This is a genomic window from Dickeya sp. CFBP 2040 (genome assembly GCF_012273755.1).
GTDB lineage: Bacteria > Pseudomonadota > Gammaproteobacteria > Enterobacterales > Enterobacteriaceae > Dickeya > Dickeya poaceiphila.
In genome coordinates, this window is sequence record NZ_JAAVXH010000096.1 from 1 (window position 1) to 22,773 (window position 22,773).

24 protein-coding genes are annotated in these 22,773 nt (G+C 53.6%); 9 read left to right on the top strand and 15 right to left on the bottom strand.

The genetic code is table 11. The features are described from left to right. Positions 1-72: 72 nt before the first annotated feature. The 7 genes from fusA to Dpoa2040_RS14600 all read right to left on the bottom strand — a co-directional run bounded on the left by fusA (position 73) and on the right by Dpoa2040_RS14600 (position 5,140). A complete protein-coding gene (fusA, locus tag Dpoa2040_RS14570; RefSeq protein WP_146411007.1) occupies positions 73-2,187 on the bottom strand; it encodes an elongation factor G in 2,115 nt (704 codons plus the stop codon). 91 nt (positions 2,188-2,278) lie between these two features. Further along, positions 2,279-2,749 carry a 30S ribosomal protein S7 gene (gene rpsG / locus Dpoa2040_RS14575; protein WP_042873114.1) on the bottom strand — a complete coding sequence of 157 codons (471 nt, stop codon included), beginning with the start codon at positions 2,747-2,749 and terminating at the stop codon, positions 2,279-2,281. Between the two features lie 96 nt (positions 2,750-2,845). Then, the gene (gene rpsL, locus Dpoa2040_RS14580; protein WP_012768095.1) at positions 2,846-3,220 is read right to left on the bottom strand and encodes a 30S ribosomal protein S12; all 375 of its coding nucleotides are present in this window, start codon (positions 3,218-3,220) and stop codon (positions 2,846-2,848) included. Positions 3,221-3,352: 132 nt separating this feature from the next. Continuing rightward, entirely contained in the window at positions 3,353-3,640 is a 288-nt protein-coding gene (tusB, locus tag Dpoa2040_RS14585; protein ID WP_168641722.1) for a sulfurtransferase complex subunit TusB, read from the bottom strand. An 11-nt stretch (positions 3,641-3,651) separates the two neighbouring features. Beyond that, positions 3,652-4,011, bottom strand: coding sequence for a sulfurtransferase complex subunit TusC (gene tusC, locus Dpoa2040_RS14590; RefSeq protein ID WP_042873117.1), 360 nt, complete (start codon positions 4,009-4,011; stop codon positions 3,652-3,654). Between the two features lie 17 nt (positions 4,012-4,028). Next, positions 4,029-4,418, bottom strand: coding sequence for a sulfurtransferase complex subunit TusD (gene tusD, locus Dpoa2040_RS14595; protein ID WP_168641723.1), 390 nt, complete (start codon positions 4,416-4,418; stop codon positions 4,029-4,031). Further along, positions 4,418-5,140 (bottom strand): transcriptional regulator, encoded by a 723-nt coding sequence (locus tag Dpoa2040_RS14600; RefSeq protein ID WP_042873120.1) that lies wholly within the window; start codon positions 5,138-5,140, stop codon positions 4,418-4,420. The genes tusD and Dpoa2040_RS14600 overlap by 1 nt, the downstream gene beginning before the upstream one ends. A 186-nt stretch (positions 5,141-5,326) precedes the next feature. Between Dpoa2040_RS14600 and eptA the strand changes: the two genes are divergently transcribed. From eptA to pmrB, 3 genes are read left to right on the top strand one after another with little or no spacing between them, the layout of a single operon-like run. Further along, on the top strand, positions 5,327-6,967 hold the full coding sequence (eptA, locus tag Dpoa2040_RS14605) for a phosphoethanolamine transferase EptA (protein ID WP_168641724.1): 1,641 nt from the start codon (positions 5,327-5,329) through the stop codon (positions 6,965-6,967). Beyond that, positions 6,964-7,632, top strand: coding sequence for a two-component system response regulator PmrA (pmrA, locus tag Dpoa2040_RS14610; RefSeq protein WP_042873122.1), 669 nt, complete (start codon positions 6,964-6,966; stop codon positions 7,630-7,632). Before eptA ends, pmrA begins: the two co-directional genes overlap by 4 nt. Then, complete coding sequence (pmrB, locus tag Dpoa2040_RS14615; RefSeq protein WP_168641725.1) at positions 7,629-8,762, top strand: two-component system sensor histidine kinase PmrB; 1,134 nt, start codon at positions 7,629-7,631, stop codon at positions 8,760-8,762. The genes pmrA and pmrB overlap by 4 nt, the downstream gene beginning before the upstream one ends. A 112-nt stretch (positions 8,763-8,874) precedes the next feature. Here the strand turns inward: pmrB and fkpA are convergent, their stop codons facing one another. After that, complete coding sequence (gene fkpA / locus Dpoa2040_RS14620) at positions 8,875-9,735, bottom strand: FKBP-type peptidyl-prolyl cis-trans isomerase (protein ID WP_042873126.1); 861 nt, start codon at positions 9,733-9,735, stop codon at positions 8,875-8,877. Positions 9,736-9,945: 210 nt separating this feature from the next. Here fkpA and Dpoa2040_RS14625 point away from each other — a divergent pair, with 210 nt between their 5' ends. Further along, the gene (locus tag Dpoa2040_RS14625; protein WP_042873128.1) at positions 9,946-10,164 is read left to right on the top strand and encodes a protein SlyX; all 219 of its coding nucleotides are present in this window, start codon (positions 9,946-9,948) and stop codon (positions 10,162-10,164) included. A 24-nt stretch (positions 10,165-10,188) separates the two neighbouring features. On the opposite strand, the gene Dpoa2040_RS14630 is transcribed toward Dpoa2040_RS14625, so the two are convergent. Continuing rightward, complete coding sequence (locus Dpoa2040_RS14630) at positions 10,189-11,232, bottom strand: AraC family transcriptional regulator (RefSeq protein ID WP_168641726.1); 1,044 nt, start codon at positions 11,230-11,232, stop codon at positions 10,189-10,191. 150 nt (positions 11,233-11,382) lie between these two features. Then, on the bottom strand, positions 11,383-12,414 hold the full coding sequence (locus tag Dpoa2040_RS14635) for a phosphotransferase enzyme family protein (RefSeq protein WP_246867313.1): 1,032 nt from the start codon (positions 12,412-12,414) through the stop codon (positions 11,383-11,385). A gap of 359 nt (positions 12,415-12,773) precedes the next feature. Between Dpoa2040_RS14635 and eat the strand changes: the two genes are divergently transcribed. Next, positions 12,774-14,156 (top strand): ethanolamine permease, encoded by a 1,383-nt coding sequence (gene eat, locus Dpoa2040_RS14640; protein WP_168641727.1) that lies wholly within the window; start codon positions 12,774-12,776, stop codon positions 14,154-14,156. 54 nt (positions 14,157-14,210) lie between these two features. Here the strand turns inward: eat and slyD are convergent, their stop codons facing one another. The 4 genes from slyD to kefG form a co-directional block, all read right to left on the bottom strand. Beyond that, complete coding sequence (gene slyD, locus Dpoa2040_RS14645) at positions 14,211-14,792, bottom strand: peptidylprolyl isomerase (protein WP_042873133.1); 582 nt, start codon at positions 14,790-14,792, stop codon at positions 14,211-14,213. A 168-nt stretch (positions 14,793-14,960) separates the two neighbouring features. Beyond that, the gene (locus Dpoa2040_RS14650; RefSeq protein WP_042873137.1) at positions 14,961-15,155 is read right to left on the bottom strand and encodes a YheV family putative zinc ribbon protein; all 195 of its coding nucleotides are present in this window, start codon (positions 15,153-15,155) and stop codon (positions 14,961-14,963) included. A 125-nt stretch (positions 15,156-15,280) separates the two neighbouring features. Continuing rightward, positions 15,281-17,086, bottom strand: coding sequence for a glutathione-regulated potassium-efflux system protein KefB (gene kefB / locus Dpoa2040_RS14655; protein WP_168641728.1), 1,806 nt, complete (start codon positions 17,084-17,086; stop codon positions 15,281-15,283). A 2-nt stretch (positions 17,087-17,088) separates the two neighbouring features. Further along, on the bottom strand, positions 17,089-17,640 hold the full coding sequence (gene kefG / locus Dpoa2040_RS14660; RefSeq protein WP_042873141.1) for a glutathione-regulated potassium-efflux system ancillary protein KefG: 552 nt from the start codon (positions 17,638-17,640) through the stop codon (positions 17,089-17,091). Positions 17,641-17,765: 125 nt separating this feature from the next. Here kefG and Dpoa2040_RS14665 point away from each other — a divergent pair, with 125 nt between their 5' ends. Then, on the top strand, positions 17,766-19,685 hold the full coding sequence (locus Dpoa2040_RS14665; protein WP_168641729.1) for an ABC transporter ATP-binding protein: 1,920 nt from the start codon (positions 17,766-17,768) through the stop codon (positions 19,683-19,685). A gap of 77 nt (positions 19,686-19,762) precedes the next feature. Here Dpoa2040_RS14665 and Dpoa2040_RS14670 read toward each other — a convergent pair whose 3' ends face one another. Then, entirely contained in the window at positions 19,763-20,368 is a 606-nt protein-coding gene (locus tag Dpoa2040_RS14670) for a LysE family translocator (protein WP_168641730.1), read from the bottom strand. Between the two features lie 142 nt (positions 20,369-20,510). Here Dpoa2040_RS14670 and Dpoa2040_RS14675 point away from each other — a divergent pair, with 142 nt between their 5' ends. From Dpoa2040_RS14675 to Dpoa2040_RS14685, 3 genes are all read left to right on the top strand, one after another. Beyond that, a complete protein-coding gene (locus Dpoa2040_RS14675; RefSeq protein WP_168641731.1) occupies positions 20,511-21,521 on the top strand; it encodes a hydrolase in 1,011 nt (336 codons plus the stop codon). Further along, positions 21,518-21,754, top strand: a complete 237-nt coding sequence (locus tag Dpoa2040_RS14680) for a YheU family protein (protein WP_042873145.1) — start codon at positions 21,518-21,520, stop codon at positions 21,752-21,754. Before Dpoa2040_RS14675 ends, Dpoa2040_RS14680 begins: the two co-directional genes overlap by 4 nt. Before the next feature lie 149 nt (positions 21,755-21,903). Beyond that, complete coding sequence (locus tag Dpoa2040_RS14685; protein ID WP_168641732.1) at positions 21,904-22,773, top strand: phosphoribulokinase; 870 nt, start codon at positions 21,904-21,906, stop codon at positions 22,771-22,773.

Below are 22,773 nucleotides of genomic sequence, written 5' to 3' on the forward strand. Positions count from 1 at the left end.
GGCTATATTCCTTACTCAAATGCTCTCCCCCTTACGGAGAGAGCACGGGATCAATGTGTTGTTAAACTCGAATTACTTGCTACGGGCTTCAATAACAGCCTGAGCAACGTTGTTCGGAGCGTCATCGTACTTCAGGAACTCCATGGAGTAAGAAGCACGACCTTTGGTCAGAGAACGCAGCTGAGTCGCATATCCGAACATTTCAGACAGCGGAACTTCAGCGTGAATCACAACGCCGGTAACGTTAGATTCTTGACCACGCAGCATACCACGACGGCGGCTCAGGTCACCGATGACGTCACCAGTGTTCTCTTCCGGCGTTTCTACTTCAACCTTCATGATCGGCTCAAGCAGAACAGGATTCGCTTTACTGAACGCAGCTTTAAAGGCAATAGAAGCGGCCAGTTTAAACGCCAACTCAGAGGAGTCAACGTCATGGTAAGAACCGAAATGCAGACGAACGCCGAGATCGACTACCGGGAAGCCAGCCAGCGGACCGGCTTTCAACTGTTCCTGGATGCCTTTATCAACAGCCGGGATATATTCGCCAGGAATTACACCGCCTTTGATATCGTTAACGAACTCATAACCTTTCGGATTTGAGCCAGGTTCCAGTGGGTACATGTCGATAACAACATGACCGTACTGACCACGACCACCAGACTGCTTGGCATGTTTACCTTCAACATCGGTAACTTTAGAGCGAATCGCTTCACGGTAAGCAACCTGCGGTTTACCCACGTTGGCTTCCACGTTGAATTCGCGCTTCATACGGTCAACGATGATGTCCAGGTGCAATTCACCCATACCTGCAATAATGGTCTGGTTGGATTCTTCGTCAGTCCATACGCGGAAAGACGGGTCTTCCTTCGCCAGACGGCCCAGAGCCAGACCCATTTTTTCCTGGTCAGCTTTGGTTTTCGGTTCTACCGCGATGGAGATAACCGGTTCCGGGAATTCCATACGTTCCAGAATGATCGGATGATCCGGATTACACAGGGTGTCACCGGTGATCACATCTTTCAGACCGATAGCAGCGGCGATGTCGCCTGCGCGAACTTCTTTAATCTCTTCACGCTTGTTAGCGTGCATCTGAACGATACGGCCAAAACGCTCACGCTCGGATTTCACTGAGTTCAGCACGGTGTCGCCGGAGTTAACTACGCCGGAGTACACGCGGAAGAACGTCAGGTTACCCACAAACGGGTCGGTTGCGATTTTGAACGCCAGTGCAGAGAACGGTTCGTCATCGCTGGCATGACGCTCAGCCGGCGTGTCTTTACCGTCGTCCAGAATACCTTTGATTGCCGGAACATCGGTCGGCGCAGGCAGGTAATCAATAACGGCATCCAGCATTGCCTGAACACCTTTGTTCTTGAACGCAGAACCACAGGTAACCAAAATGATTTCGTTGTTCAATACACGCTGACGCAGTGCTTTTTTGATCTCTTCCTCGGTCAGCTCTTCGCCGCCCAGGTATTTTTCCATCAGCTCTTCAGAGGCTTCTGCCGCAGACTCGATCAGATTCTGGTGCCATTCAGCAGCCAAGTCCTGCATGTCAGCCGGGATATCTTCGTAAACGAAGGTAGTACCCTGGTCTGCTTCGTTCCAGTTGATGGCTTTCATTTTCACCAGGTCAACAACACCGGTGAACGCTTCTTCAGCGCCAATAGCCAGTTGCAACGGAACCGGATTAGCACCCAGACGCACTTTAATCTGGTCAACAACCTTCAGGAAGTTCGCGCCCATACGGTCCATTTTGTTAACGAACGCGATACGCGGAACTTTGTATTTGTTTGCCTGACGCCATACGGTTTCAGACTGCGGCTGAACACCACCTACCGCACAGTAAACCATGACGGCGCCATCCAGAACACGCATGGAACGTTCTACTTCGATAGTGAAGTCAACGTGCCCTGGGGTATCGATGATGTTGATGCGATGCGGTTCATACTGCTTAGCCATACCAGACCAGAAGGCAGTGGTCGCAGCGGAGGTAATGGTGATACCACGCTCTTGTTCCTGCTCCATCCAGTCCATGGTGGCGGCGCCATCATGAACTTCACCGATTTTGTGGTTCACACCGGTGTAGAACAGAATACGTTCCGTAGTGGTGGTCTTACCGGCGTCGATGTGTGCGCTGATACCGATATTACGATAGCGCGCAATGGGTGTTGTACGAGCCATTTGTTTCCTCTATTCCTAGGGCGTTCAAAGTAGTAAACCCAGGCGGGTCAGCCTTTTAGCGCCCGCCAGGGTATTAACGTCTACGCAGGGATTACCAGCGGTAGTGAGCGAACGCCTTGTTGGCTTCAGCCATACGGTGAACGTCTTCACGTTTCTTCACAGCAGTACCTTTGTTGTCTGCTGCATCAGAAAGTTCGTTCGCCAGGCGCAAAGCCATGGATTTATCACCGCGTTTACGAGCAGCTTCAACGATCCAACGCATAGCCAGAGCATTGCGACGAACCGGACGAACTTCAACTGGAACCTGATAAGTAGAACCACCAACACGACGCGACTTAACTTCGACAGTCGGGCGCACGTTGTCCAGTGCTGCTTCAAAGGCTTCCAGGTGGTCTTTACCAGAACGCTGAGCCAGGGTCTCCAGCGCGGTATAGACAATTGATTCTGCAGTAGATTTTTTACCATCTACCATCAGGATATTAACAAATTTAGCCAGCAGTTCTGATCCGAACTTCGGATCCGGCAGAATTTTACGCTGACCAATGACGCGACGACGTGGCATGGAAATACTCCGTTGTTAATTCAGGATTGTCCAAAACTCTACGAGTTTAGTTTGACATTAAAGTTAAAACGTTTGGCCTTACTTAACGGAGAACCATTAAGCCTTGGGCTTCTTCACGCCGTATTTGGAACGGGATTGCTTACGGTCTTTAACACCAGAGCAGTCCAGCGCGCCACGAACGGTGTGGTAACGCACACCTGGCAGGTCTTTAACACGACCGCCACGGATCAGGATCACGGAGTGCTCCTGCAGGTTATGACCTTCACCGCCAATATAAGAGGTAACTTCAAAACCGTTGGTTAAACGAACACGGCAAACTTTACGCAGTGCGGAGTTCGGTTTTTTCGGGGTGGTGGTATATACACGGGTACATACGCCACGTTTCTGCGGGCAGGCTTCCAGCGCCGGAACGTTGCTCTTAGCAACCTTCAGGGAGCGTGGTTTGCGTACCAGCTGGTTAATTGTTGCCATTCAAAAAGCTCCTGGTTTTTGCTTCGTAAACACGTAATAAATCACCTCATACTTAGACAGAGGCAAAGTATGAGGACGCAGAATTTTAGGGCTGGCCGGGTAAGGAGTCAAGAAATATACAAAAATGCGAAATTACCAGGCCAGTTGCCGGGAATGCAGAGCTGTTAATTGCACGAATTGAGTATAGTCAATCAGTATAATTGTGGTGGTAATTTGGTCAGAAAGTCCGCGCGCGACGACATCCTCTTGCAAGGCATATACCGTAGCGCCAGAAGACAATAGACGTTCACCAAAGGGGGCCCCGCTTAACGCGGCGATGACGCCATCTTGCAGCAACAAAATAGCATCGCTTTCGCCAACATTACGCAGCAACGCATCCAGATCGGTATGGTAAGGCGAATGCGCCAGAGTATGTAGCATGGGACCACCGGTCAAAAGGTCAGCACAGTATCGTAAGTATTCAACGTAGCGCGCAGCGCATCAGCCGCCAGCGGTTCTACGTCCAGTACCCAGGGGGTGTCCGCAGACAAGCCACGCTGACTAAGCGACGCCTCGCAGACATAACAGCGTTCAACGTCATACAACGCCAGCACCCCAAAAGTCGCAATATAATTGCGCATCAGGATCAGATCTGGTCGCTGGTTAGGCAAAAGCTGGAATACGCCGTCAGCGATAAAAAAGACGCCAATATCATCAGTCAGCGCCGACATTGCCAACAGCGCGTCCAACCCTTCTCTGCCGGCAGCCGAACCATGAGGCGCCTGGGTAAATACAAAAGCAACGCGCTTCATTCTGTTTTTCCCCATGACTAAAACTGAACGACGCGATCACAGTGCAGTACCGACTGCGACAGTTCGCCTAGCCCACTCAGGGTAAATCCTGACTGAAGGTTCGCCCCTGCCAGATGCAACTGTTCCGCCTGCTGTGCGTCAGTCACGCCGCGACGCAACGCTGCGGCGACACACACGTTCAGCGCCACCTGATGAGCTTGCGCCAGTTGCTGCCAGGCCCGGACCAGATCAAACTCGTCGTTAGCCGGCGCAGTCAGTTGGTTGGCGTTAAGCACCCCTTCACGGTAAAAGAAAACGCTTTGCAACTCATGCCCTTGTGCCAGCAAAGCCTGCGCGAACTGAAATGCGCTGCTGGCTTGCTGCGTGCCATAGGCGGGGCCGGTCACCAACAGGCAGTAACTTAGCATTAACGATCATGCCCGCTGAAATCACCGCTCTTGAACTGGCGGATGTAAAGATAGACAGTGTGCTTGGAAATATTCAGCCTATCCGCCACCTGATTGATGGCGTCTTTAATATCAAAGATGCCTTTTTCATAAAGGTTCAGCACAATCTGGCGGTTCTTGGCATTGTTGGAAACATTGCGATCGGCATTCACCTCTTCAATGGTGAACTCCAGCGTCTGCGCCACCAGTTCATCCACCGAAGACGCGAAGTTGACGGAAGATGCCACTTCCTTGATTTCAGGCGGCAAGAAAGTCTGCATGATCTGCGAGAAGGGAACGTCGAGATTCATATTGATGCACAACAGCCCGATGACGCGCTGTTCACGATTTCGGATGGCGATGGTCACCGACTTCATCAATACGCCGCTTTTGGCGCGGGTGAAATACGCTCTGGAAACGCTGCTGTCTTCGCCTGCCATATCATGCAACATGCGCAACGCCAGATCAGTAATGGGCGAGCCGATTTTGCGTCCGGTATGCTCGCCATTGGCGATACGGACCGCTGAGCATTTCAGGTCGTCTAACGAGTGCAGCACAATCTCGCAATGATCACCGATAAGCATCGCCAGGCCGTCAACCACGGCTTCATACGATTTCAGGATTTCATAATCCGTCTGTGTGAACGGACGCTGATCCAGCAAATCTAGATCATTAGATTCGCCAGTAACAAGCGAAGTAGACATGGCAGGCACCACCTTCAACGTCATTTATCATCGTATCGACAGGATTGCAGTCTACCAAATAACCCTTGCGTCGTCCTTTGTATTTCGAGAGCGACGGGGGGCTGTATTCCTTCTTGAGGTTGGGTTAATTTATGCGTTTTAGAGTGCGACAAACTTTATTTGTCCCGCATGGATGGCTTTCCCACAATGTTCAAAATTGCCTGCCCGTCTCGCCCTGTTTGGAGTAGTTTTACCTATAATCTGGTGTTCGCGGCCTTCATTACCCTGATACAAAATATCGCCTATTACCGCCAGGCTTTACAACTGGTCATTACCGATTCCTGGTGGAATGGATTATTCCTGGCAACCATGCCCATCGTTATTTTCGCCGTGCTCAATATTTTCTTCACATTACTGATTATTCCCTGGCTGCGTCAGGGGATTGTCGCCCTGATGCTAACAGGTGGCGCCGCAGTACAGTATTTCATGATTAATTACGGCATCATCATCGACCGTACCATGATGCAGAACGTGTTCGAAACCAACATGGCAGAATCTATGGCGTTGGTGACGCCACAATATGTGCTCTGGTTGACGCTACTGGGCATCTTACCGGCACTGGCTGCGCTATGGGTTAAAATTCGACCGACGCCGTTAAGCTGGATAGCCATCGGGTCTCGCTGTTTCAGCATTATGTTGTCGATTATTGCAATTATACTGGTCGCTACTTTTTTCTATAAAGATTACGCGTCACTCATGCGAAATAATAAGGAGCTGGTAAAATCACTGACCCCTAGTAATATTATTCTCGCCAGTATTTCTTATTATCGTCATCACGCACAGGCCAATTTACCGTTAGTGCAAATTGGTCTGGATGCACATAAAAACGTGCCTGCCGACAATACCAAAAAAAATCTGGTGATTCTGGTGGTAGGAGAAACCTCTCGCGCCGAGAACTTTTCACTCGGCGGCTACAGCAAACCCACCAATCCGCGGTTGACCAACGATAATGTGGTTTATTTTAGCCAGACAACATCCTGCGGCACCTCTACTGGGGTTTCCGTTCCCTGCATGTTTTCCGGTATGCCGCGCACCGGCTATGATGAGCAACTGGCTGCCCATCAGGAAGGATTGCTGGATATTCTGCGACACGCGGGCGTCAGCGTACGCTGGCAGGAGAACGACGCCGGCTGTAAAGGTGCCTGCGCTCGCGTGCCGACTCTGGATGCCACTACACTGAATCTGCCTGGACAATGTCTTGATGGTGAGTGTCACGATGAGGTCTTGTTCAACGGCGTGGACGACTATATCAACCAGTTGAACAACGACGGCATCATCGTGCTACACACAATAGGTAGCCACGGGCCAGCTTACTATCAACGTTACCCGGACGCTTTTCGAAAATTCACGCCGACTTGTGATACCAATCAAATCCAGACATGCTCGCAGGAATCATTAATTAATACTTACGATAATACGATTCTCTACGTAGACTATATTGTTGATAAGGCAATTAATGTATTGAAAGGGCATCAGGATAAATTTAACACCGCTTTGGTTTATCTTTCCGACCATGGCGAATCACTGGGCGAGGACGGGCTTTATCTGCACAGTATGCCATACGCGGTAGCGCCCACACAGCAAACTCATATTCCGATGCTGATGTGGTTTTCCGGCGGCTACCAGCAGCAGTTTGCCATCAATGACAGTTGTATGCGCAGACAAGCCAGCCAGCAGCGTTTTTCTCAGGACAATCTTTTCCATACCGTTCTGGGCATGTTTAACATTGCGACCAAGGAATATCAGGCACCGCTTGATATCCTTCAACCGTGTCGGGGCACTTCATGAAACTGTTGATTGTTGAAGATGATGCGTTGTTACAGGAAGGACTATTGCAGGCAATGCGCAACGAAGGATATGTCTGCGATTGCGCCTCTACCGCCAAAGAAGCGGATGCCCTCATCAACAGCGCCCACTACAGTCTGGTGGTGCTGGATCTGGGATTACCGGACGAAGACGGCCTCACTTTGCTGGGCCGCTGGCGCCGGAGCAATTACCAGCAACCGGTGTTAATTCTGACAGCCCGCGACACCGTGGATGATCGCGTCACCGGGCTGGATGTCGGCGCTGACGATTACATGATAAAACCCTTTGCACTGAACGAGTTTCAGGCGCGGGTCCGTGCATTAATCCGCCGTCACCAGGGGTCCAGCGACAGTTGGATTCGGGTAGATAACATCACGCTCGATCTCAACAATCAACAAGTCATGCTGGATGATAAACCGATTGTGCTGACGCCGAAGGAATTCGCCATTCTGTCCCGGTTGATTCTCAAGGCCGGTTCACAAGTTCACCGCGAAGTGCTGCATCAAGACCTTTACAGTTGGGACGACGACCCCTCATCCAATTCTCTCGAAGTCCACATCCACAACCTGCGGCAGAAGATCGGCAAAAATCGCATCAAAACCCTGCGCGGCTTCGGCTACCTGCTGACCAAGGGTGACCAGACATGAGCCATATCTCTCATTCCGCCTCATTAGAACGCGCCACCGTAAGCATTCGTACCCAGCTTATCCTGACATTAGGCTGCATTCTTTTGGCCTGCCAGTTGATAAGCGTTGTCTGGCTCTGGCATGAGAGCAAAGAGCAGATAGAATTGCTGGTAGAACAGACGCTGACGGCCAAATCTCTCAACAGTGACATTGAATTCGAAATTAATGAGGCGATTGCTTCATTAAGTCTTCCCAGCCTGATGATGATTATCGCTTCTCTGGTTATGTGCACCCATGCTGTCAACCGCATCACCAGACCACTCCTGACACTGCGGGAAGAATTGCACAACCGCACCGCCGAAAACCTAGACCCGTTAGAACAACGCAGCGATGTCACCGAAATTGCGGCTGTCATCGCTAGTATGAACCAGTTGTTTGCGCGCTTTAGCGAATCGTTGCGCCGTGATCGACTCTTCGCCTCAAACGTCGCGCATGAGTTGCGTACCCCGTTGGCAGGCATCCGGCTGAGTCTGGAATTACATGAACAAATGCACCATATCGACTGCCAGCCGTTAATCAAACGCGTCGATCATTTAACCAAAACCATCGAACAACTTCTGTTGCTGGCGCGGGTCGGTAACGAAATCGCCGCTGGCCACTACGAACCCGTGTCACTGGTTGATGATGTGATTATGCCAAAGCAAGAAGAACTGGAGGAAATGGCGACCATACGGCATCAACAGCTCGACTGGCAGTCAGAGACGCAAGACGTCACCGTGCCGGGCAATGCCACGCTACTGCAGTTACTGCTCCGCAATCTGGTGGAAAACGCCTACCGGTACGGTCCTGAACGCAGCACGATTATCATCAGAGTGGCCGATCACCCCGACGGCGGTTGTGAATTGAGCGTCTTAGACGAGGGACCAGGCATCAACGAATCTCAGGTGGGGGAACTGACCAAAGCGTTTGTGCGCATGGATACCCGCTATGGCGGCATCGGCCTTGGGCTGAGTATCGTCACCCGCATCGTGCAGTTGCATCATGGTGAATTCTTTCTGGAAAACCGACGTGATCGTCCCGGCACCCAGGCGCGTGTTGTTTTCAAACGCCACATCCATGAGATCATCGGCAGCGAAGACAACGTCGCCTGACCGGATCGCTCGCCTACACCCACGACATATTTCAGACGTCTGTCAGAGCAAAAAAATACCGCCGACTCGAATGAGCGGCGGTATTACAACATGCACGGCGGCAGTCAGCCAATTACTGCGCGGCTTTCTTCGCCTTGTCGTCAGCCGGTTTTTCCGCTTTCGGCGCAGCGCCTTTGGCGTCAGCACCTGATTTGATGTCCAGCAGTTCAACATCAAACACCAGCGTAGAATTAGGTGCGATCCCCGGCACGCCTGCTTCGCCGTAAGCTAGCGCCGGCGGGATAACCAGCTTGATCTTGCCGCCTTTTTTCACGTGCTTGAGACCTTCGGTCCAGCCAGGAATAACGCCGTCCAGACGGAAAGAGAGCGGTTCGCCGCGTTTGTAGGAGTTATCGAACTCGCTACCATCAACCAGCGTACCTTTGTAGTTCACGACTACAGTATCGCTGTCTTTAGGTGCTGCACCGGTCCCTTCCTTCTCTACCTGATAAAGCAGACCGGATTCGGTTTTCTTCACGCCTTTTTCTTTGGCGAAGGCATCACGGTATTTGGTGCCTTTGTCAGCGTTATCTTTGGCATCCTGCTGCATTTTAGCCTGAGCAGCAGCCTTCACCTGGCCTTCAAACGCCTGCAGGGTTTTTTCGATTTCCTCATCAGACAATTTGCTCTTATCAGCAAACGCATCCTGAACCCCCTGGATCAACTGTTGCTTATCCAGTTTGATACCCAGTTTTTCCTGTTCCTTCAGGGAATTATCCATGTAGCGACCCAATGAAGCGCCCAGAGCGTACGCGGCTGCTTCTTCATCGCTTTTAAACTTACCCGCTGCAACTTTCGCTGCATCCGCAGGGGCAGGGGCAGACGTTGCCGCTGCTGCATCAGTGGTCTTGGCCTCATCCGCCGCCATAACCCCCGTACTCAACGCCAGTCCCATAGCTGCCGTCAGCAGTGTGACTTTAAATAGTGATTTCATCCGTCTCTCCAACATTCGGAGCACCATGCCCCGGCAACATTAAATTTCGCAGCTACTATAACGTTGCGCGTGAAGACAATACAACGACGCGCCGCATCGGATAGCGAAAAATTCCGAATCTCAGGATATATGCCCCACTGCGTGTGGTTTTACTACCAGAACGCTCCGCTTTCTGACACACTTTGCGCTCATTGCATGGGAGGAAAAACGATGCCACTGTCACAACTGGAACAACGGCTCGAATTACTGGAAAGTCGCCAGGCTTTTCAGGAGATCACCATTGAAGAACTGAACCAGACTGTCGTACAACACGAGTTGGAAATGACCCGGCTACGCGAACAGTTGCGGCTGCTAACCGAAAAACTACGAGCGGCGTCACCCTCGATGATTGCCTCGCAGGCAGAAGAAACGCCGCCACCGCATTATTGATACCGGCAAGCGCAACCACCACCGCTATGCCTTACGCCACTGCCGTGGGCTGATGCCAAACCAACGACGAAAGGCACGGGAAAACGCGCTAACTTCAGAGTAACCCAGCAGAAATGCCATCTCGGAAATTGACAGCTGGCGTTGTTGCAAATAGTGGGTTGCCATCTCGCAACGCACTTTCTCCACCAGTTGGGTGAAAGTCATACCTTCTTCTTTCAATCGACGTTGTAACGACCAGCTCGATAAGCCGATGTTTTCCGCCACCTCTTCCAGTGACGGCTCGCCTTGCGGCAACACCTGACGTAACCGGGCACGCGCCAGGTCCACGACGCTCTGCTGAGGAGCGTCATTGTTAAGCCGACGCAGAGCATCCTGAACCACCAGCAGCAACAGAGGGTCATGATCCGGCATGGCTCTCATCACATCACGCTTGGGGATCAGCAGCGAATTGAACGGTTGATCGAAATACACCGGCGCATCAAACGCTTTACAGTGCTCATGCCACTGTTCGGGACGGGGATGTTCAAAATGCACTTCCCGCGGCGCCCAGTTTTTGCCTGCAGCATGACGAATCAGGTTCAACATCATCCCCAGCGTCAGTTCCGCATCCTGACGGCAATGCAGGATAGCGCCATGACGCACCTGATAATCAAAACGCCAGCAATCCCCCTTATCCACCAGACGAATCAGCGTATCGTGTTGATGAAAGGGAAAGGCATTGACTACGTTATGCAATGCCTGCTCCAGAGTGGCACTGCATAACCCAACATAGCCTATCAACCCCAGCGCCTGGGGCTTGAACTGCCGACCATAATGCAGCCCGAAATTATCGCAGTCCGAATAGCGGGCAGCCTCTTCCAGCACCCGACAATAATTCACCAGCCCGACACTCAGCGTCGGGCTGGCCAATAACTCCGGGTTGATACCACTGATGCCCAGAATACGATCCGCATCACCACCTTTTTCACCGATAAAATCGGTAAGACCTGATGCCGCGGCGGCCAGCACGCCCCGATGCCCACTGGACAACCCGGCGACCGGCGGCAGCCGAAAAGATGTAGTTTCCATGACTCCTGCCTCACTCAGCCTACCCAATCACATAAACCTGCAAATTTCATACCATTCACAAGCCATTGATCTAAATAGCATCGCAAAACAGAACAGCACCATGGCGATCACAGCGTGCGCGGTCATGGTGCAGTTGCCGCACTGGTCGGTTCAGGCGCCAACCGGCAACGCCGCTTGCTCCAGATAACGACGACACAACCGCACGGTGTGGCTACTCCAGTCGGTTCCCATACTCATGGCCTGTTCAGTCTGACTATGCGAGCCAGCCCAGGCCATCAACTGAATACGACGCTGGATCAACAGCGATGGAATCACCGCCCTATCCACCTCGCCAAGTGGACATACACGCTGATAGCCATTGAGCCAACCTTCCACCCATGCAGGCGCGCTGGGATGATGCTCCACAAAACTGATCGCTGCCGCCAGATCGTGCAGATACCAGCTAAAGCCGCAATCATCAAAGTCAATCACTCTGGTTTCGCCGTTTTGCAGCAGCAAGTTGGTCAGGCGCAAATCCGCATGAATCAAGCCATAACGCTGGCGATCCTTGCCGTAGAGCGTCAGCGCTTCGCGTACCTGCGCCAGCGTTTCTTCAATGATGCCGTGGTCTTGCACATTCAGGTTGGGTGCATCCTGCCAGCGTCCCCAGTGACCGTGCGGCCCTACCATAGTGTCATGGTCCCACACCAGCCGACGAAAGCCAGCAGGGGGGACCCAGCGGCGGCTATGTTGGTGCAGGCGGGCGGTGATCATACCCAGTTGCTCAAAAGCGTGAGCATCGACTGCCGTCGTCGGCATTTCACCCTCAATCCAATGGAACAGCACCACATTACGCACCGTGCCATCGGCCATCGTCACCGTTTGCACCGTTTCGCCATCCAGCCCGGTCAACGCCTGCGGCACCGTGATTCCCTCTTCCCGCAGCGCCTCCAGCCAGGCCAGTTCGCCGGCAATCTCTTCACGTTGATGATAACCAGGTCGGTGAATACGCATCGCATAGCGTTGACCGCCCGCGACCAGTCGATAGGTCGCATTTTCTGAGCGACACAGCAGGCTGAGCTGCCCCTGCAGTGCTGACGGGTAACGTTGCATAGCCAGTGCGGCCAGGTGATCCAGCGTGGTGTTATCAAGGGTATCGTATTGTTCTGCCATGTGCTGTTCTGCCGTGTCCTGTTCTGCCATAGGTGTTATCTCATCCAAAGAGGGCCAAACCGGGTGGAATCCGGGTGATAGGCCTTCAGGATGTGATCACTCCCGCGATGATGCTTGACGTCGCAACGCCGCAACTTGACCGTACGCGACACGGACCTGCCGAATCCTCCCTGTTTGACCGCAGAGCGCAAAAATCTCCGCGCGGATGTCAAGTCGCCGACGAACCGTCAGCGGCATTATCGAAACCGGTAGCGTTGCCTCGCAGAGGTTTGCAGAAAAAAGCCACGCCACTCGCTCATTCGGTGATTTTTATAACCACATGATTTTTTTATAAATAGCGGTAATGGAAAGCAGTTATTTTCGCATTGCTGCTTGTAAGGGAGACCGTCATGACAATGCAGTTAAAACCCACGCAGTTAAAACCCACTCTGGGTACGCTTCATCTGTGGGGGATTGCCGTCGGCCTGGTGATTTCCGGCGAGTACTTCGGCTGGAGTTACGGCTGGGGCGTGGCGGGAACACTCGGTTTTCTCGTCACCACTCTGATTATCGCCGCCATGTATACCTGCTTTATTTTCAGCTTTACCGAGCTGACCACCGCCATTCCCCATGCCGGCGGCCCGTTCGCCTACAGCCGTCGCGCCTTTGGCGAAACCGGCGGTCTGATTGCAGGCATGGCGACCCTAATCGAGTTCGTGTTCGCTCCGCCGTCGATTGCGATGGCCATCGGCGCTTACCTCAACGTGCAATATCCGTCGCTGGACCCACGCTACGCCGCTACCGGCGCTTACCTGATCTTCATGACACTAAACATTCTGGGCGTAAAACTGGCGGCGATATTTGAATTGTTTGTCACCGTGCTGGCGGTCATTGAGCTGCTGGTATTCATGGGTGTGGTCGCGCCCGGTTTCAGCATCAGCCACTTCGTCGCCAACGGCTGGGCCGGCAGCAATGATTTCGGCAGCACGGCTATCTCCGGCATTTTCGCCGCCATTCCTTTTGCTATCTGGTTCTTTCTGGCAATTGAAGGCGCCGCCATGGCTGCCGAAGAAGCCAAAGACCCGCAGCGCACCATCCCCAAAGCTTACATCAGCGGTATTATCACGCTGGTGGTGCTGGCGCTTGGGGTGATGATTATGGCCGGCGGCGTGGGCGACTGGCGCACCTTGTCCAACATCAACGATCCGCTGCCGCAGGCAATGAAAGCGGTGGTGGGAGCCAGCTCTGGTTGGATGCACATGCTGGTGTGGATAGGGCTGTTCGGGCTGATTGCCAGTTTCCACGGCATTATCCTTGGCTATTCCCGTCAGTTCTTCGCGCTGGCCCGCGCCGGTTATTTGCCCGCTGGTCTGGCGAAACTATCTCGTTTCCAGACGCCGCACCGCGCTATTCTGACCGGTGGCGTGATTGGCATCGCCACCATCTTCAGCGACAGCTGGATTAACCTGCAAGGCATGAGCCTGACCGCCGCGATGATCACCATGGCCGTATTCGGCGCCAACGTGATGTACATGATGAGTATGCTGAGCCTGTTTCGTCTGCGTCGCAGCGAACCGGACCTGCATCGCACATTCCATGCGCCTGGTTATCCGTTCATCCCGGCTATCGCGCTGGTCTTGTCCGTGGTGTGTCTGCTCGCCATGCTATGGTTCAACCCGGTGATTGGCGGCCTGTTCATCGTACTGATGCTGATGGGTTACAGCTATTTCCTGATGACCCGCACCCAACGCGACAATGCGCCGCAAGATGCGATGCTGGTGGGAAAAGAATAACCGGAGAGAAAACAAGAATAAGGCCGCATTAGCGGCCTTGAAGGGAAGGGCAAATCAGTGGTGGCAACCGCAACCACCGTGACCACCGCAACCACCTTTACCACCGTGGTCATGGTCGTGATCATGACCGTGGCCGCCACAGCAGCCTTCGTGGTCATGATCGTGGTCGTGCGCACCGTGTACATGGCCGTGTGCCAGCTCTTCTTCCGTTGCTTCACGGATGGCAACCACTTCCACGTTAAATTTCAGGTTTTGGCCCGCCAGCATGTGGTTACCATCAACCACCACGTGGTCATCCTGCACCTCGGTAATTTCTACCGGCACTGGACCCTGATCGGTATCAGCCAGGAAACGCATACCAACCTGCAGTTCGTCCACACCGACAAATACATCTTTCGGCACGCGCTGAACCAGATTGTCGTCGTATTCGCCGTAAGCATCGTTAGCACCGACGCTGACGTCAAAACGCTCGCCCACATCGCGGCCTTCCAGCGCCTTTTCCAGACCGGAAATCAGCGAACCGTGACCGTGCAGATAGTCCAGCGGTGCGCTCACCGGAGACTCATCAACCAATACACCATCTTCCGTACGTACCTGATAGGCCAGGCTGACCACCAGGTCTTTTGCTACTTTCATGATATCTCCTAGCGTTGGAAATCAATTTGCGCAAATTGTAGCGGAAAAACGTCCCCATGTACTGTCCGGTATAAAAAAACTGTCCGGTATAAAAAACTATCCGGTATGCTCCCGGCCAGAATGTGAATCAACAGGCTTGCAGCCATAACGTCGAAACGTATAACCGATCTATTCCGGACGAAACAGACCGATGATCTCACCAGTTGGCGGCGTGACGGACTTCGGCGGCGTTTCTGACTGGCTCTGCTGATAACCGCAGTGCACACACACCACGACGTCATCATCATCTTCGCGCCCCACCGCCAGCGTATCCTGTGAATGGCACTTCGGGCATACCGCTCCAGCAATAAAACGTTTGCGCATGGTTATCCCGTCTCCCTGTTTTTTATATGGCCCACATTTTATAGGGTCTGCATTTGTGGCCTATCACACCTATCACAATACACCCGGTGTTATAGACCTGGTGTTATAGACCTGGTGTTATAGATCTAGTGTTCGTCCCAATCGTCCGGCCTACGTCGCTCACGTTGCATTTCACGCTCGAAGATCTCTTCCAGCTCGCGGCGCGCTTCCTTGACGCGGGAAATCTGCGTCACATCACCTTTGTGCTGAGGCATCAGTTCACGCAGCATACGCATGTCGAGCCGTCGGAAATGCTGCTGCGCCCGGTAAGCCTGATGAGGATGCATACCTAATGAGATCAGCGTCTTTCGCCCCAACTCCAGCGCACTTGAGAACGTTTCGCGTGTGAACTGCGTTACGCCCGCCTTTAGCAGCTCATGTGCTTCCACACGCCCACGGGCACGCACCAGAATCTCCAGATGAGGAAAATGCTGCTGACACAAATGTACAATCGACATGGAGTGCTCAGGATTCACACAGGTAATCACGATGGACTGAGCCTGATCCGCGCCCGCGGCGCGCAGCAATTCAAGTTGGGTGGCGTCACCGTAATACACTTTATAGCCGTAAGTGCGCATCAGCCGTACTGCGCTGATATCACGATCCAATACCGTGATACGCATTTTATTGGCCATCAACAAACGTGCGACAACCTGCCCAAAACGCCCAAATCCCACCACTATCACCTGAGGACGGTCGTTTTCCACATAATGTTCTTCATCCGCTTCCTCCTGATAGTTAAAGCGATGCGTCAAGATCTTATCGATAAGCGTCATGAGGAGCGGCGTCACCATCATTGACAGGGTTACCGTCACCAGCAGCAACGGTAATTGTGAACCTTTCAGTACTTTGTAAGTGGCAGCGGAGGAAAACAGCACAAAAGCAAATTCACCGCCCTGACTTAACACGCCGGCAAACTGCAAACGCTCAGAGGAACGCAGCCCGTACAACCACGCCAGCAGATATAAAATCAGCCCTTTCAGCACCACCAGAATCGCCACGCCTGCCAGTACCGTCAGGATATTGAGGTACAGCACGCCAAGGTTGAGCGACATCCCCACCGAAATGAAGAATAGCCCCAGCAGCAGCCCCTTGAACGGCTCAATGGCGATTTCCAGTTCATGGCGGTATTCGCTTTCTGCCAGCAGCACACCAGCAATAAACGTACCGAGCGCCATCGACAGACCCAACGCGTCCATGAATAATGCAGAGCCGAGTACCAGCAACAACGACGCGGCGGTAAACACCTCCCGCACCCCTGATGCCGCGATAAAGCGGAACAACGGGCGAACCAGATAACGGCCACCAATCAACATGCCACCAAACGCCACCACCTTCAGCATCACCTGATGCCAGTCATCCAGCTCACCCTGCACGCCCGCCAGCACTGGAATCAACGCCAACGCCGGGATCACCGCCAAATCCTGAAACAACAACACAGAAAAACCGAGCTGGCCGGATTCGTTGCGGTTCATACCCTTTTCACGCATCAGTTGCAGTGCGATAGCGGTGGAAGACATCGCCAGTCCAATGCCGCCAATCATTGCTGCCTGCCAGGAAAACCGGCTCAAGTACAGCACGCCGCCCAGCAGCACGGCACTCAACAACACTTGCGCCGCACCGGTGCCGAAAATAGACCGCCGCAACCGCCACAGCTTGGCGGGGTCCAGCTCCAGACCAATGATAAACATCAGGAACACTACGCCCAACTCGGAAAAATGCAGAATGGCTTCCACATCACGAATAAAGCCCAATCCCCACGGGCCGATGGCGATGCCGGCCAGCAAGTACCCCAACACGGCACCAATCCCCAGTCGCGCTGCAATCGGCACCATCAATACCGCGACAAACAGAAACAGCACCCCGGCGTTTAATAGAGAAGAGGTTTCCATGTTTACGGCTCCGCATGGGGAAATGGCGACGCCAGCCAGTCGCTATAGGCTTTAGCATGATCCTGCAGCACGCCCGGCGGTAAACGCCTGGCCCAATAAATCACCAGAGGCGACAGCCAGTGCATGTGGCACATGGCAGCCGTCATCTCAAACGGTCTTAATACATCATCCATCGTGTAACGATTCACACCTGAAGGCCGATAAGCATCCACCTGCTCACCCGTCGTCACTACCGAGCGCCAGTATTTTCCGGCAAGCGCGTTACCGCCAACCCCATTAGCAAAACCGCGAGTCAATACCCTATCCAGCCACTCTTTCAACAAAGCCGGGCAGCTGTAAGTATAAAGCGGATGCTGGAACACAATAAGTTGATGCTCACGCAGCAACTGCTGCTCATGATGAATATCGATAAAAAAATCAGGATAGTGTGCGTAAAGGTCGTGCACAGTGACATGCCCAAGTTGCCGGGCAGAATGTAATAACAGCTTATTCGCGACCGAATCCTGAGATTCCGGATGGGCAAACAGCAGCAAAATCTTTGGTGGCTGCAACATCATTCCCCTCCAAGGCGTCGTCATTGCCGGTATTTTCGGCTACCATGCTGCGCAGCAGTACAACAGGACACGGCAGTCCTGAATACCCGACCGGTAATTTAACATATTTGAACATTTGGCGTGTTATGATTGTTTTCTCCTCATTACAAATTCGACGCGGTACCAGGGTACTGCTGGACAACGCCACCGCTACCGTCAACCCAGGCCAAAAAGTCGGTCTGGTCGGTAAAAACGGTTGTGGCAAATCAACCCTGTTGTCACTCCTGAAAGGGGAAATCAGCGCCGATAGCGGCAGCGTCACCTTTCCACAAAACTGGGCGCTGGCATGGGTTAATCAGGAAACGCCGGCGCTGGCGCGTTCAGCGATTGATTACGTGATAGACGGCGACCGCGAGTTCCGCGAGTTGGAAGCCGATCTGGACGCAGCGAATGTCCGCAACGACGGCAACGCCATCGCCACCCTGCACGGCAAGCTTGACGCCATTCAGGCCTGGTCGATTCAGGCCCGCGCCGCCAGCCTGCTCAGCGGACTGGGTTTTCAGCAGGACCAGTTGCAACGCGCCGTCAGCGACTTCTCCGGTGGATGGCGTATGCGTCTTAATCTGGCACAGGCGCTGATCTGCCGTTCTGACCTGTTACTGCTCGACGAACCGACCAACCATCTGGATTTGGATGCGGTGATCTGGCTGGAAAAATGGCTAAAAAACTACCCCGGCACGCTGGTGTTGATCTCCCATGACCGGGATTTCCTCGACCCCATCGTCAACCGAATTCTGCATATTGAACAGGAAACCCTGTTCGAATACACCGGCAACTACACCTCGTTTGAGCAGCAGCGCGTCACCCGTCTGGCTCAGCAGCAGGCTATGTACCAGCATCAGCAAGAGCGGGTCGCCCATCTGCAGCACTACATCGACCGTTTTCGCGCCAAAGCCAGTAAGGCCAAGCAGGCGCAAAGCCGTATCAAGATGCTGGAACGTATGGAGCTTATCGCCCCGGCCCACGTTGACAACCCGTTCCGCTTTAGCTTCCGGGCACCGGAAGCCTTGCCTAATCCACTGTTGCGGATGGAAAAAGTCAGCGCAGGCTATGGTGACCGCCTGATTCTGGACTCCATCAAGCTGAATCTGGTGCCCGGTTCGCGTATCGGATTGCTGGGTCATAACGGTGCCGGTAAATCGACGCTCATCAAACTGCTGGCAGGCGAACTTCAGCCGTTCAGCGGCGACATCGGTCTGGCCAAAGGCGTACGCCTCGGTTATTTCGCCCAGCATCAGTTGGAGTTTTTGCGTCCTGACGAGTCGCCGTTACAACATCTTACCCGGCTGGCGGAACGCGAAACCGAGCAGCAATTGCGTGACTACCTTGGCGGCTTCGACTTTCGGGGCGACAAGGTCACCGAGGCCACTGCGCGTTTTTCCGGCGGTGAAAAAGCGCGACTGGTGCTGGCGCTGATCGTCTGGCAACGTCCTAATCTGTTGCTGCTCGACGAACCAACCAACCATCTGGATCTCGACATGCGTCAGGCGCTGACTGAAGCGTTGATCGACTTCGAAGGGGCGCTGGTGGTGGTGTCTCATGATCGTCACCTGATCCGATCCACCACCGACGATCTCTATCTGGTGCACGATGGCAAGGTTGAACCGTTTGACGGCGATCTGGAAGATTATCAGCAATGGCTGCTGGATGCGCAGAAGCAGGATAACGCCACGGAATCCGCCCCTAAGGACAACACCGCCAACAGCGCTCAGTCGAGAAAGGATCAGAAACGACGCGACGCCGAGCTACGCGCACTCACCCAGCCGCTGCGCAAACAGATTACCCAACTGGAACAGCAGATGGAAAAACTGCAAGCGGCGCTGACGGCGGTGGAAGAACGCCTCGCCGACAGCGGGCTTTATGACGCCAGCCGTAAAAACGAGCTGACCGAATGCCTGCAACAGCAAAGCACGACAAAAACAAGCCTGGAAAACGCCGAAATGGCCTGGCTGGATGCGCAGGAACAGTTGGAACAACTGCTGCGCGACGCGGAGAGTCAGGGGTAAACGTCTGCTCCATGTTCGAACGGCGGGCGGAACAGCCCGCCGTTATTCCATTATGCCCAACCATTAATATTCAACCATCAATGCCAGATCATCAGCACGCAGGTCGCCGTCAGTATCCCCATGGCGAGATTGAACAGCTTCCAGGCGCGCGGACTTTGCAGCAACCGACCGATCATCACGCCAAATCCCAGCCAGATAATCCCGGCGACAAAATTCACGCTCACCATCGCAACGCTGATAGCCACGACCGATCCAACATATCCTTCCCCCGCCAGACTGAATCCCGCTACCGCGCCCAGCGTCATCAGCCAGGCTTTCGGATTAAGAAACTGCAACAATCCCCCCTGATACAGTAGGATTGGTGTCGGCGGTGCGGTATCGGTATCCAGTTTTTCGTACGCTGCGGTGGCAATTTTCCACGATAACCACAGCAGGTAGGCGCTACCCAGCACCTTCAGCGCCAGATGCAGCGACGGATAGAGCAGAATCAGGCTACCCAGCCCCAACGCCACCAGCAGCAGCATACTCTGCATACCGAGCATGATGCCCAGCATCAACGGCATAGAACGTAATACGCCAAAATTGGCTGCTGAGGCTGTAAGTAGCATATTATTAGGTCCGGGCGTAATGGCAGCAACCCACAAAAAACCGAGCATTGAAAGAAACAGACTGGCGTGCTCCATGAAACGGCAATCCTTTAACAGGTATCAATTTGGCATGAAACCATCAAGCTAACAGCGCACCACAGCATAGACAAGTTTTTCACCCGGCACGCCCTTATCAGGGACGTTGTTTCACCATGACAAATTGAGCGCCACACTGTTTATGAACCGGATTTCACACCACCACCTGCCGTTCCAGCCCCTGACGGGGGGCAGTAACCCTCATCTGCAAACCATGCTGCCGCGTCTGTTACGCCGCCGCCCGGCACTCCAGCCGCACTGGCAAACACTGACCCTGCCGGATGGCGATTTCGTTGAGCTGGCCTGGAGCGAAGACCCCATAGCGGCACGTCACAAGCCGCGCGTGGTGCTGTTCCACGGACTGGAAGGCAGCTTCCACAGCCCTTACGCTCACGGCATGATGGCGGCCTGCCAGCAACGCGGCTGGCTCACGGTAGTGATGCACTTTCGCGGTTGCGGCGGGCAACCCAATCGTATGGCGCGCTCTTATCACGCCAGCGAAACCGAAGACGCACACTATTTTGTGCATTGGCTACATCAGACGTTAGGCCCGGCGCCCACGGTAGCCGTAGGGATTTCTCTGGGTGGCAATATGCTGGCCTGCCTGCTGGCGCGTCAGGGGGAATCCAGCCCGTTGGATGCGGCGGCGGTAGTTTCCGCCCCCTTGATGATGGAATCCTGTAGTGTTCGACTGGAACTAGGCTTCTCGCGCATCTATCAGTTCTATCTGCTTAACTGTCTACGCCGCAGCGCGTTACGCAAGCTGGCGATCTACCCTGACAGCCTGCCAATCTCCGCCGAACGGTTACGTCAGGTACATCGACTGCGGGAGTTTGATGAACTTATCACCTCAAAACTGCACGGTTTTGCCGATGCAACGGATTATTACCGGCGCAGTAGCGCATTACCGAAGCTGGCGGAGATTCGCCGGCCATTGCTGGTGGTTCACGCCAAAGACGACCCCTTTATGACACCGGAGGCGATACCGGACATCTCGCAGTTGCCGGACAATATTCATTATTACCTGACGGAACACGGCGGCCATGTCGGTTTCGTCGGCGGCACCTGGCGCAAACCACACCTCTGGCTTGAACAGTGCGTTCCTGACTGGCTGAGCACCTATCTGGAAAAAAACCGGGAGCTAAAACGATGATCATTCCCTGGCAAGAACTGGCAGCGGAAACACTGCAAAATCTGATTGAATCGTTCATCTTGCGTGAAGGCACCGACTATGGCGAGCAGGAATGCACGCTGGAAGACAAAGTGGCGGAGGTACGCCAGCAACTGGAGCAAGGCGAGGTGGTGCTGGTGTGGTCGGAATTGCATGAAACCGTCAATATCATGCCCCGCCGTCAGCTCAGCGGCGGTGAACGATATCACCCCTGAATCAATCGTTTGAAAACGTAAATTGGCGTGTCACTGCGGTATAAACATGCTAACAATGATCAAATATCTCTGACCAGAGTTGGCATCCGTCGCCGGAGATTGTCCCATTCACCGGAAGTTACACACCAATTCACCGGAGGTTACACACCATGTCGCACCAACATCCGATTATCGCGGTCACCGGCTCCAGCGGTGCAGGGACCACAACTACCAGTCTGGCGTTTCGTAAAATCTTCCAGCAATTGAATCTTCGCGCCGCGCTGGTGGATGGCGACAGTTATCACCGCTATACCCGACCGGAAATGGATATGGCGATCCGCAAGGCACGGGACCTGGGGCGTCACATCAGTTATTTTGGGCCGGAAGCCAATGACTTCTGCCAACTGGAAAACACCTTTATCGAATACGGTCGTAGTGGCACCGGGCAGACCCGCAAATACCTGCACACTTACGACGAAGCCATTCCCTACAATCAGGTCCCAGGCACCTTTACCCCTTGGGAACCAATACCAGAGCCGACCGACCTGTTGTTCTACGAGGGGCTACATGGCGGCGTGGTGACTGCTCAGCATAATGTGGCGCAGCACGTTGATCTGCTGGTCGGCGTGGTGCCGATAGTCAACCTGGAGTGGATTCAGAAGCTGGTGCGTGATATCAACGAACGCGGCCACTCCCGCGAAGCGGTCATGGATTCCGTTGTGCGGTCGATGGAAGATTACATCACCCATATCACCCCACAGTTTTCTCGTACCCACATCAACTTCCAGCGCGTGCCAACGGTAGATACCTCTAACCCGTTTGCCGCCAAAGCCATTCCGTCGATGGACGAAAGTTTTGTGGTGATCCACTTTCAGGGCCTGGACCATATTGACTACCCCTACCTGCTGGCGATGTTGCAGGGCTCGTTCATTTCTCACATCAATACGCTGGTGGTGCCGGGCGGTAAAATGGGGCTGGCGATGGAGCTTATCATGACGCCACTGGTGCAGCGGCTAATGGAAGGCAATCACATTGATTAA

Excerpts from the sequence above, each read along its gene's own strand:
- fusA (WP_146411007.1), bottom strand. The coding sequence starts at position 2,187 with ATGGCTCGTACAACACCCATTGCGCGCTATCGTAATATCGGTATCAGC.
- rpsG (WP_042873114.1), bottom strand. The coding sequence starts at position 2,749 with ATGCCACGTCGTCGCGTCATTGGTCAGCGTAAAATTCTGCCGGATCCG.
- rpsL (WP_012768095.1), bottom strand. The coding sequence starts at position 3,220 with ATGGCAACAATTAACCAGCTGGTACGCAAACCACGCTCCCTGAAGGTT.
- tusB (WP_168641722.1), bottom strand. The coding sequence starts at position 3,640 with ATGCTACATACTCTGGCGCATTCGCCTTACCATACCGATCTGGATGCG.
- tusC (WP_042873117.1), bottom strand. The coding sequence starts at position 4,011 with ATGAAGCGCGTTGCTTTTGTATTTACCCAGGCGCCTCATGGTTCGGCT.
- tusD (WP_168641723.1), bottom strand. The coding sequence starts at position 4,418 with ATGCTAAGTTACTGCCTGTTGGTGACCGGCCCCGCCTATGGCACGCAG.
- Dpoa2040_RS14600 (WP_042873120.1), bottom strand. The coding sequence starts at position 5,140 with ATGTCTACTTCGCTTGTTACTGGCGAATCTAATGATCTAGATTTGCTG.
- eptA (WP_168641724.1), top strand. The coding sequence starts at position 5,327 with ATGTTCAAAATTGCCTGCCCGTCTCGCCCTGTTTGGAGTAGTTTTACC.
- pmrA (WP_042873122.1), top strand. The coding sequence starts at position 6,964 with ATGAAACTGTTGATTGTTGAAGATGATGCGTTGTTACAGGAAGGACTA.
- pmrB (WP_168641725.1), top strand. The coding sequence starts at position 7,629 with ATGAGCCATATCTCTCATTCCGCCTCATTAGAACGCGCCACCGTAAGC.
- fkpA (WP_042873126.1), bottom strand. The coding sequence starts at position 9,735 with ATGAAATCACTATTTAAAGTCACACTGCTGACGGCAGCTATGGGACTG.
- Dpoa2040_RS14625 (WP_042873128.1), top strand. The coding sequence starts at position 9,946 with ATGCCACTGTCACAACTGGAACAACGGCTCGAATTACTGGAAAGTCGC.
- Dpoa2040_RS14630 (WP_168641726.1), bottom strand. The coding sequence starts at position 11,232 with ATGGAAACTACATCTTTTCGGCTGCCGCCGGTCGCCGGGTTGTCCAGT.
- Dpoa2040_RS14635 (WP_246867313.1), bottom strand. The coding sequence starts at position 12,414 with ATGGCAGAACAGGACACGGCAGAACAGCACATGGCAGAACAATACGAT.
- eat (WP_168641727.1), top strand. The coding sequence starts at position 12,774 with ATGACAATGCAGTTAAAACCCACGCAGTTAAAACCCACTCTGGGTACG.
- slyD (WP_042873133.1), bottom strand. The coding sequence starts at position 14,792 with ATGAAAGTAGCAAAAGACCTGGTGGTCAGCCTGGCCTATCAGGTACGT.
- Dpoa2040_RS14650 (WP_042873137.1), bottom strand. The coding sequence starts at position 15,155 with ATGCGCAAACGTTTTATTGCTGGAGCGGTATGCCCGAAGTGCCATTCA.
- kefB (WP_168641728.1), bottom strand. The coding sequence starts at position 17,086 with ATGGAAACCTCTTCTCTATTAAACGCCGGGGTGCTGTTTCTGTTTGTC.
- kefG (WP_042873141.1), bottom strand. The coding sequence starts at position 17,640 with ATGTTGCAGCCACCAAAGATTTTGCTGCTGTTTGCCCATCCGGAATCT.
- Dpoa2040_RS14665 (WP_168641729.1), top strand. The coding sequence starts at position 17,766 with ATGATTGTTTTCTCCTCATTACAAATTCGACGCGGTACCAGGGTACTG.
- Dpoa2040_RS14670 (WP_168641730.1), bottom strand. The coding sequence starts at position 20,368 with ATGGAGCACGCCAGTCTGTTTCTTTCAATGCTCGGTTTTTTGTGGGTT.
- Dpoa2040_RS14675 (WP_168641731.1), top strand. The coding sequence starts at position 20,511 with ATGAACCGGATTTCACACCACCACCTGCCGTTCCAGCCCCTGACGGGG.
- Dpoa2040_RS14680 (WP_042873145.1), top strand. The coding sequence starts at position 21,518 with ATGATCATTCCCTGGCAAGAACTGGCAGCGGAAACACTGCAAAATCTG.
- Dpoa2040_RS14685 (WP_168641732.1), top strand. The coding sequence starts at position 21,904 with ATGTCGCACCAACATCCGATTATCGCGGTCACCGGCTCCAGCGGTGCA.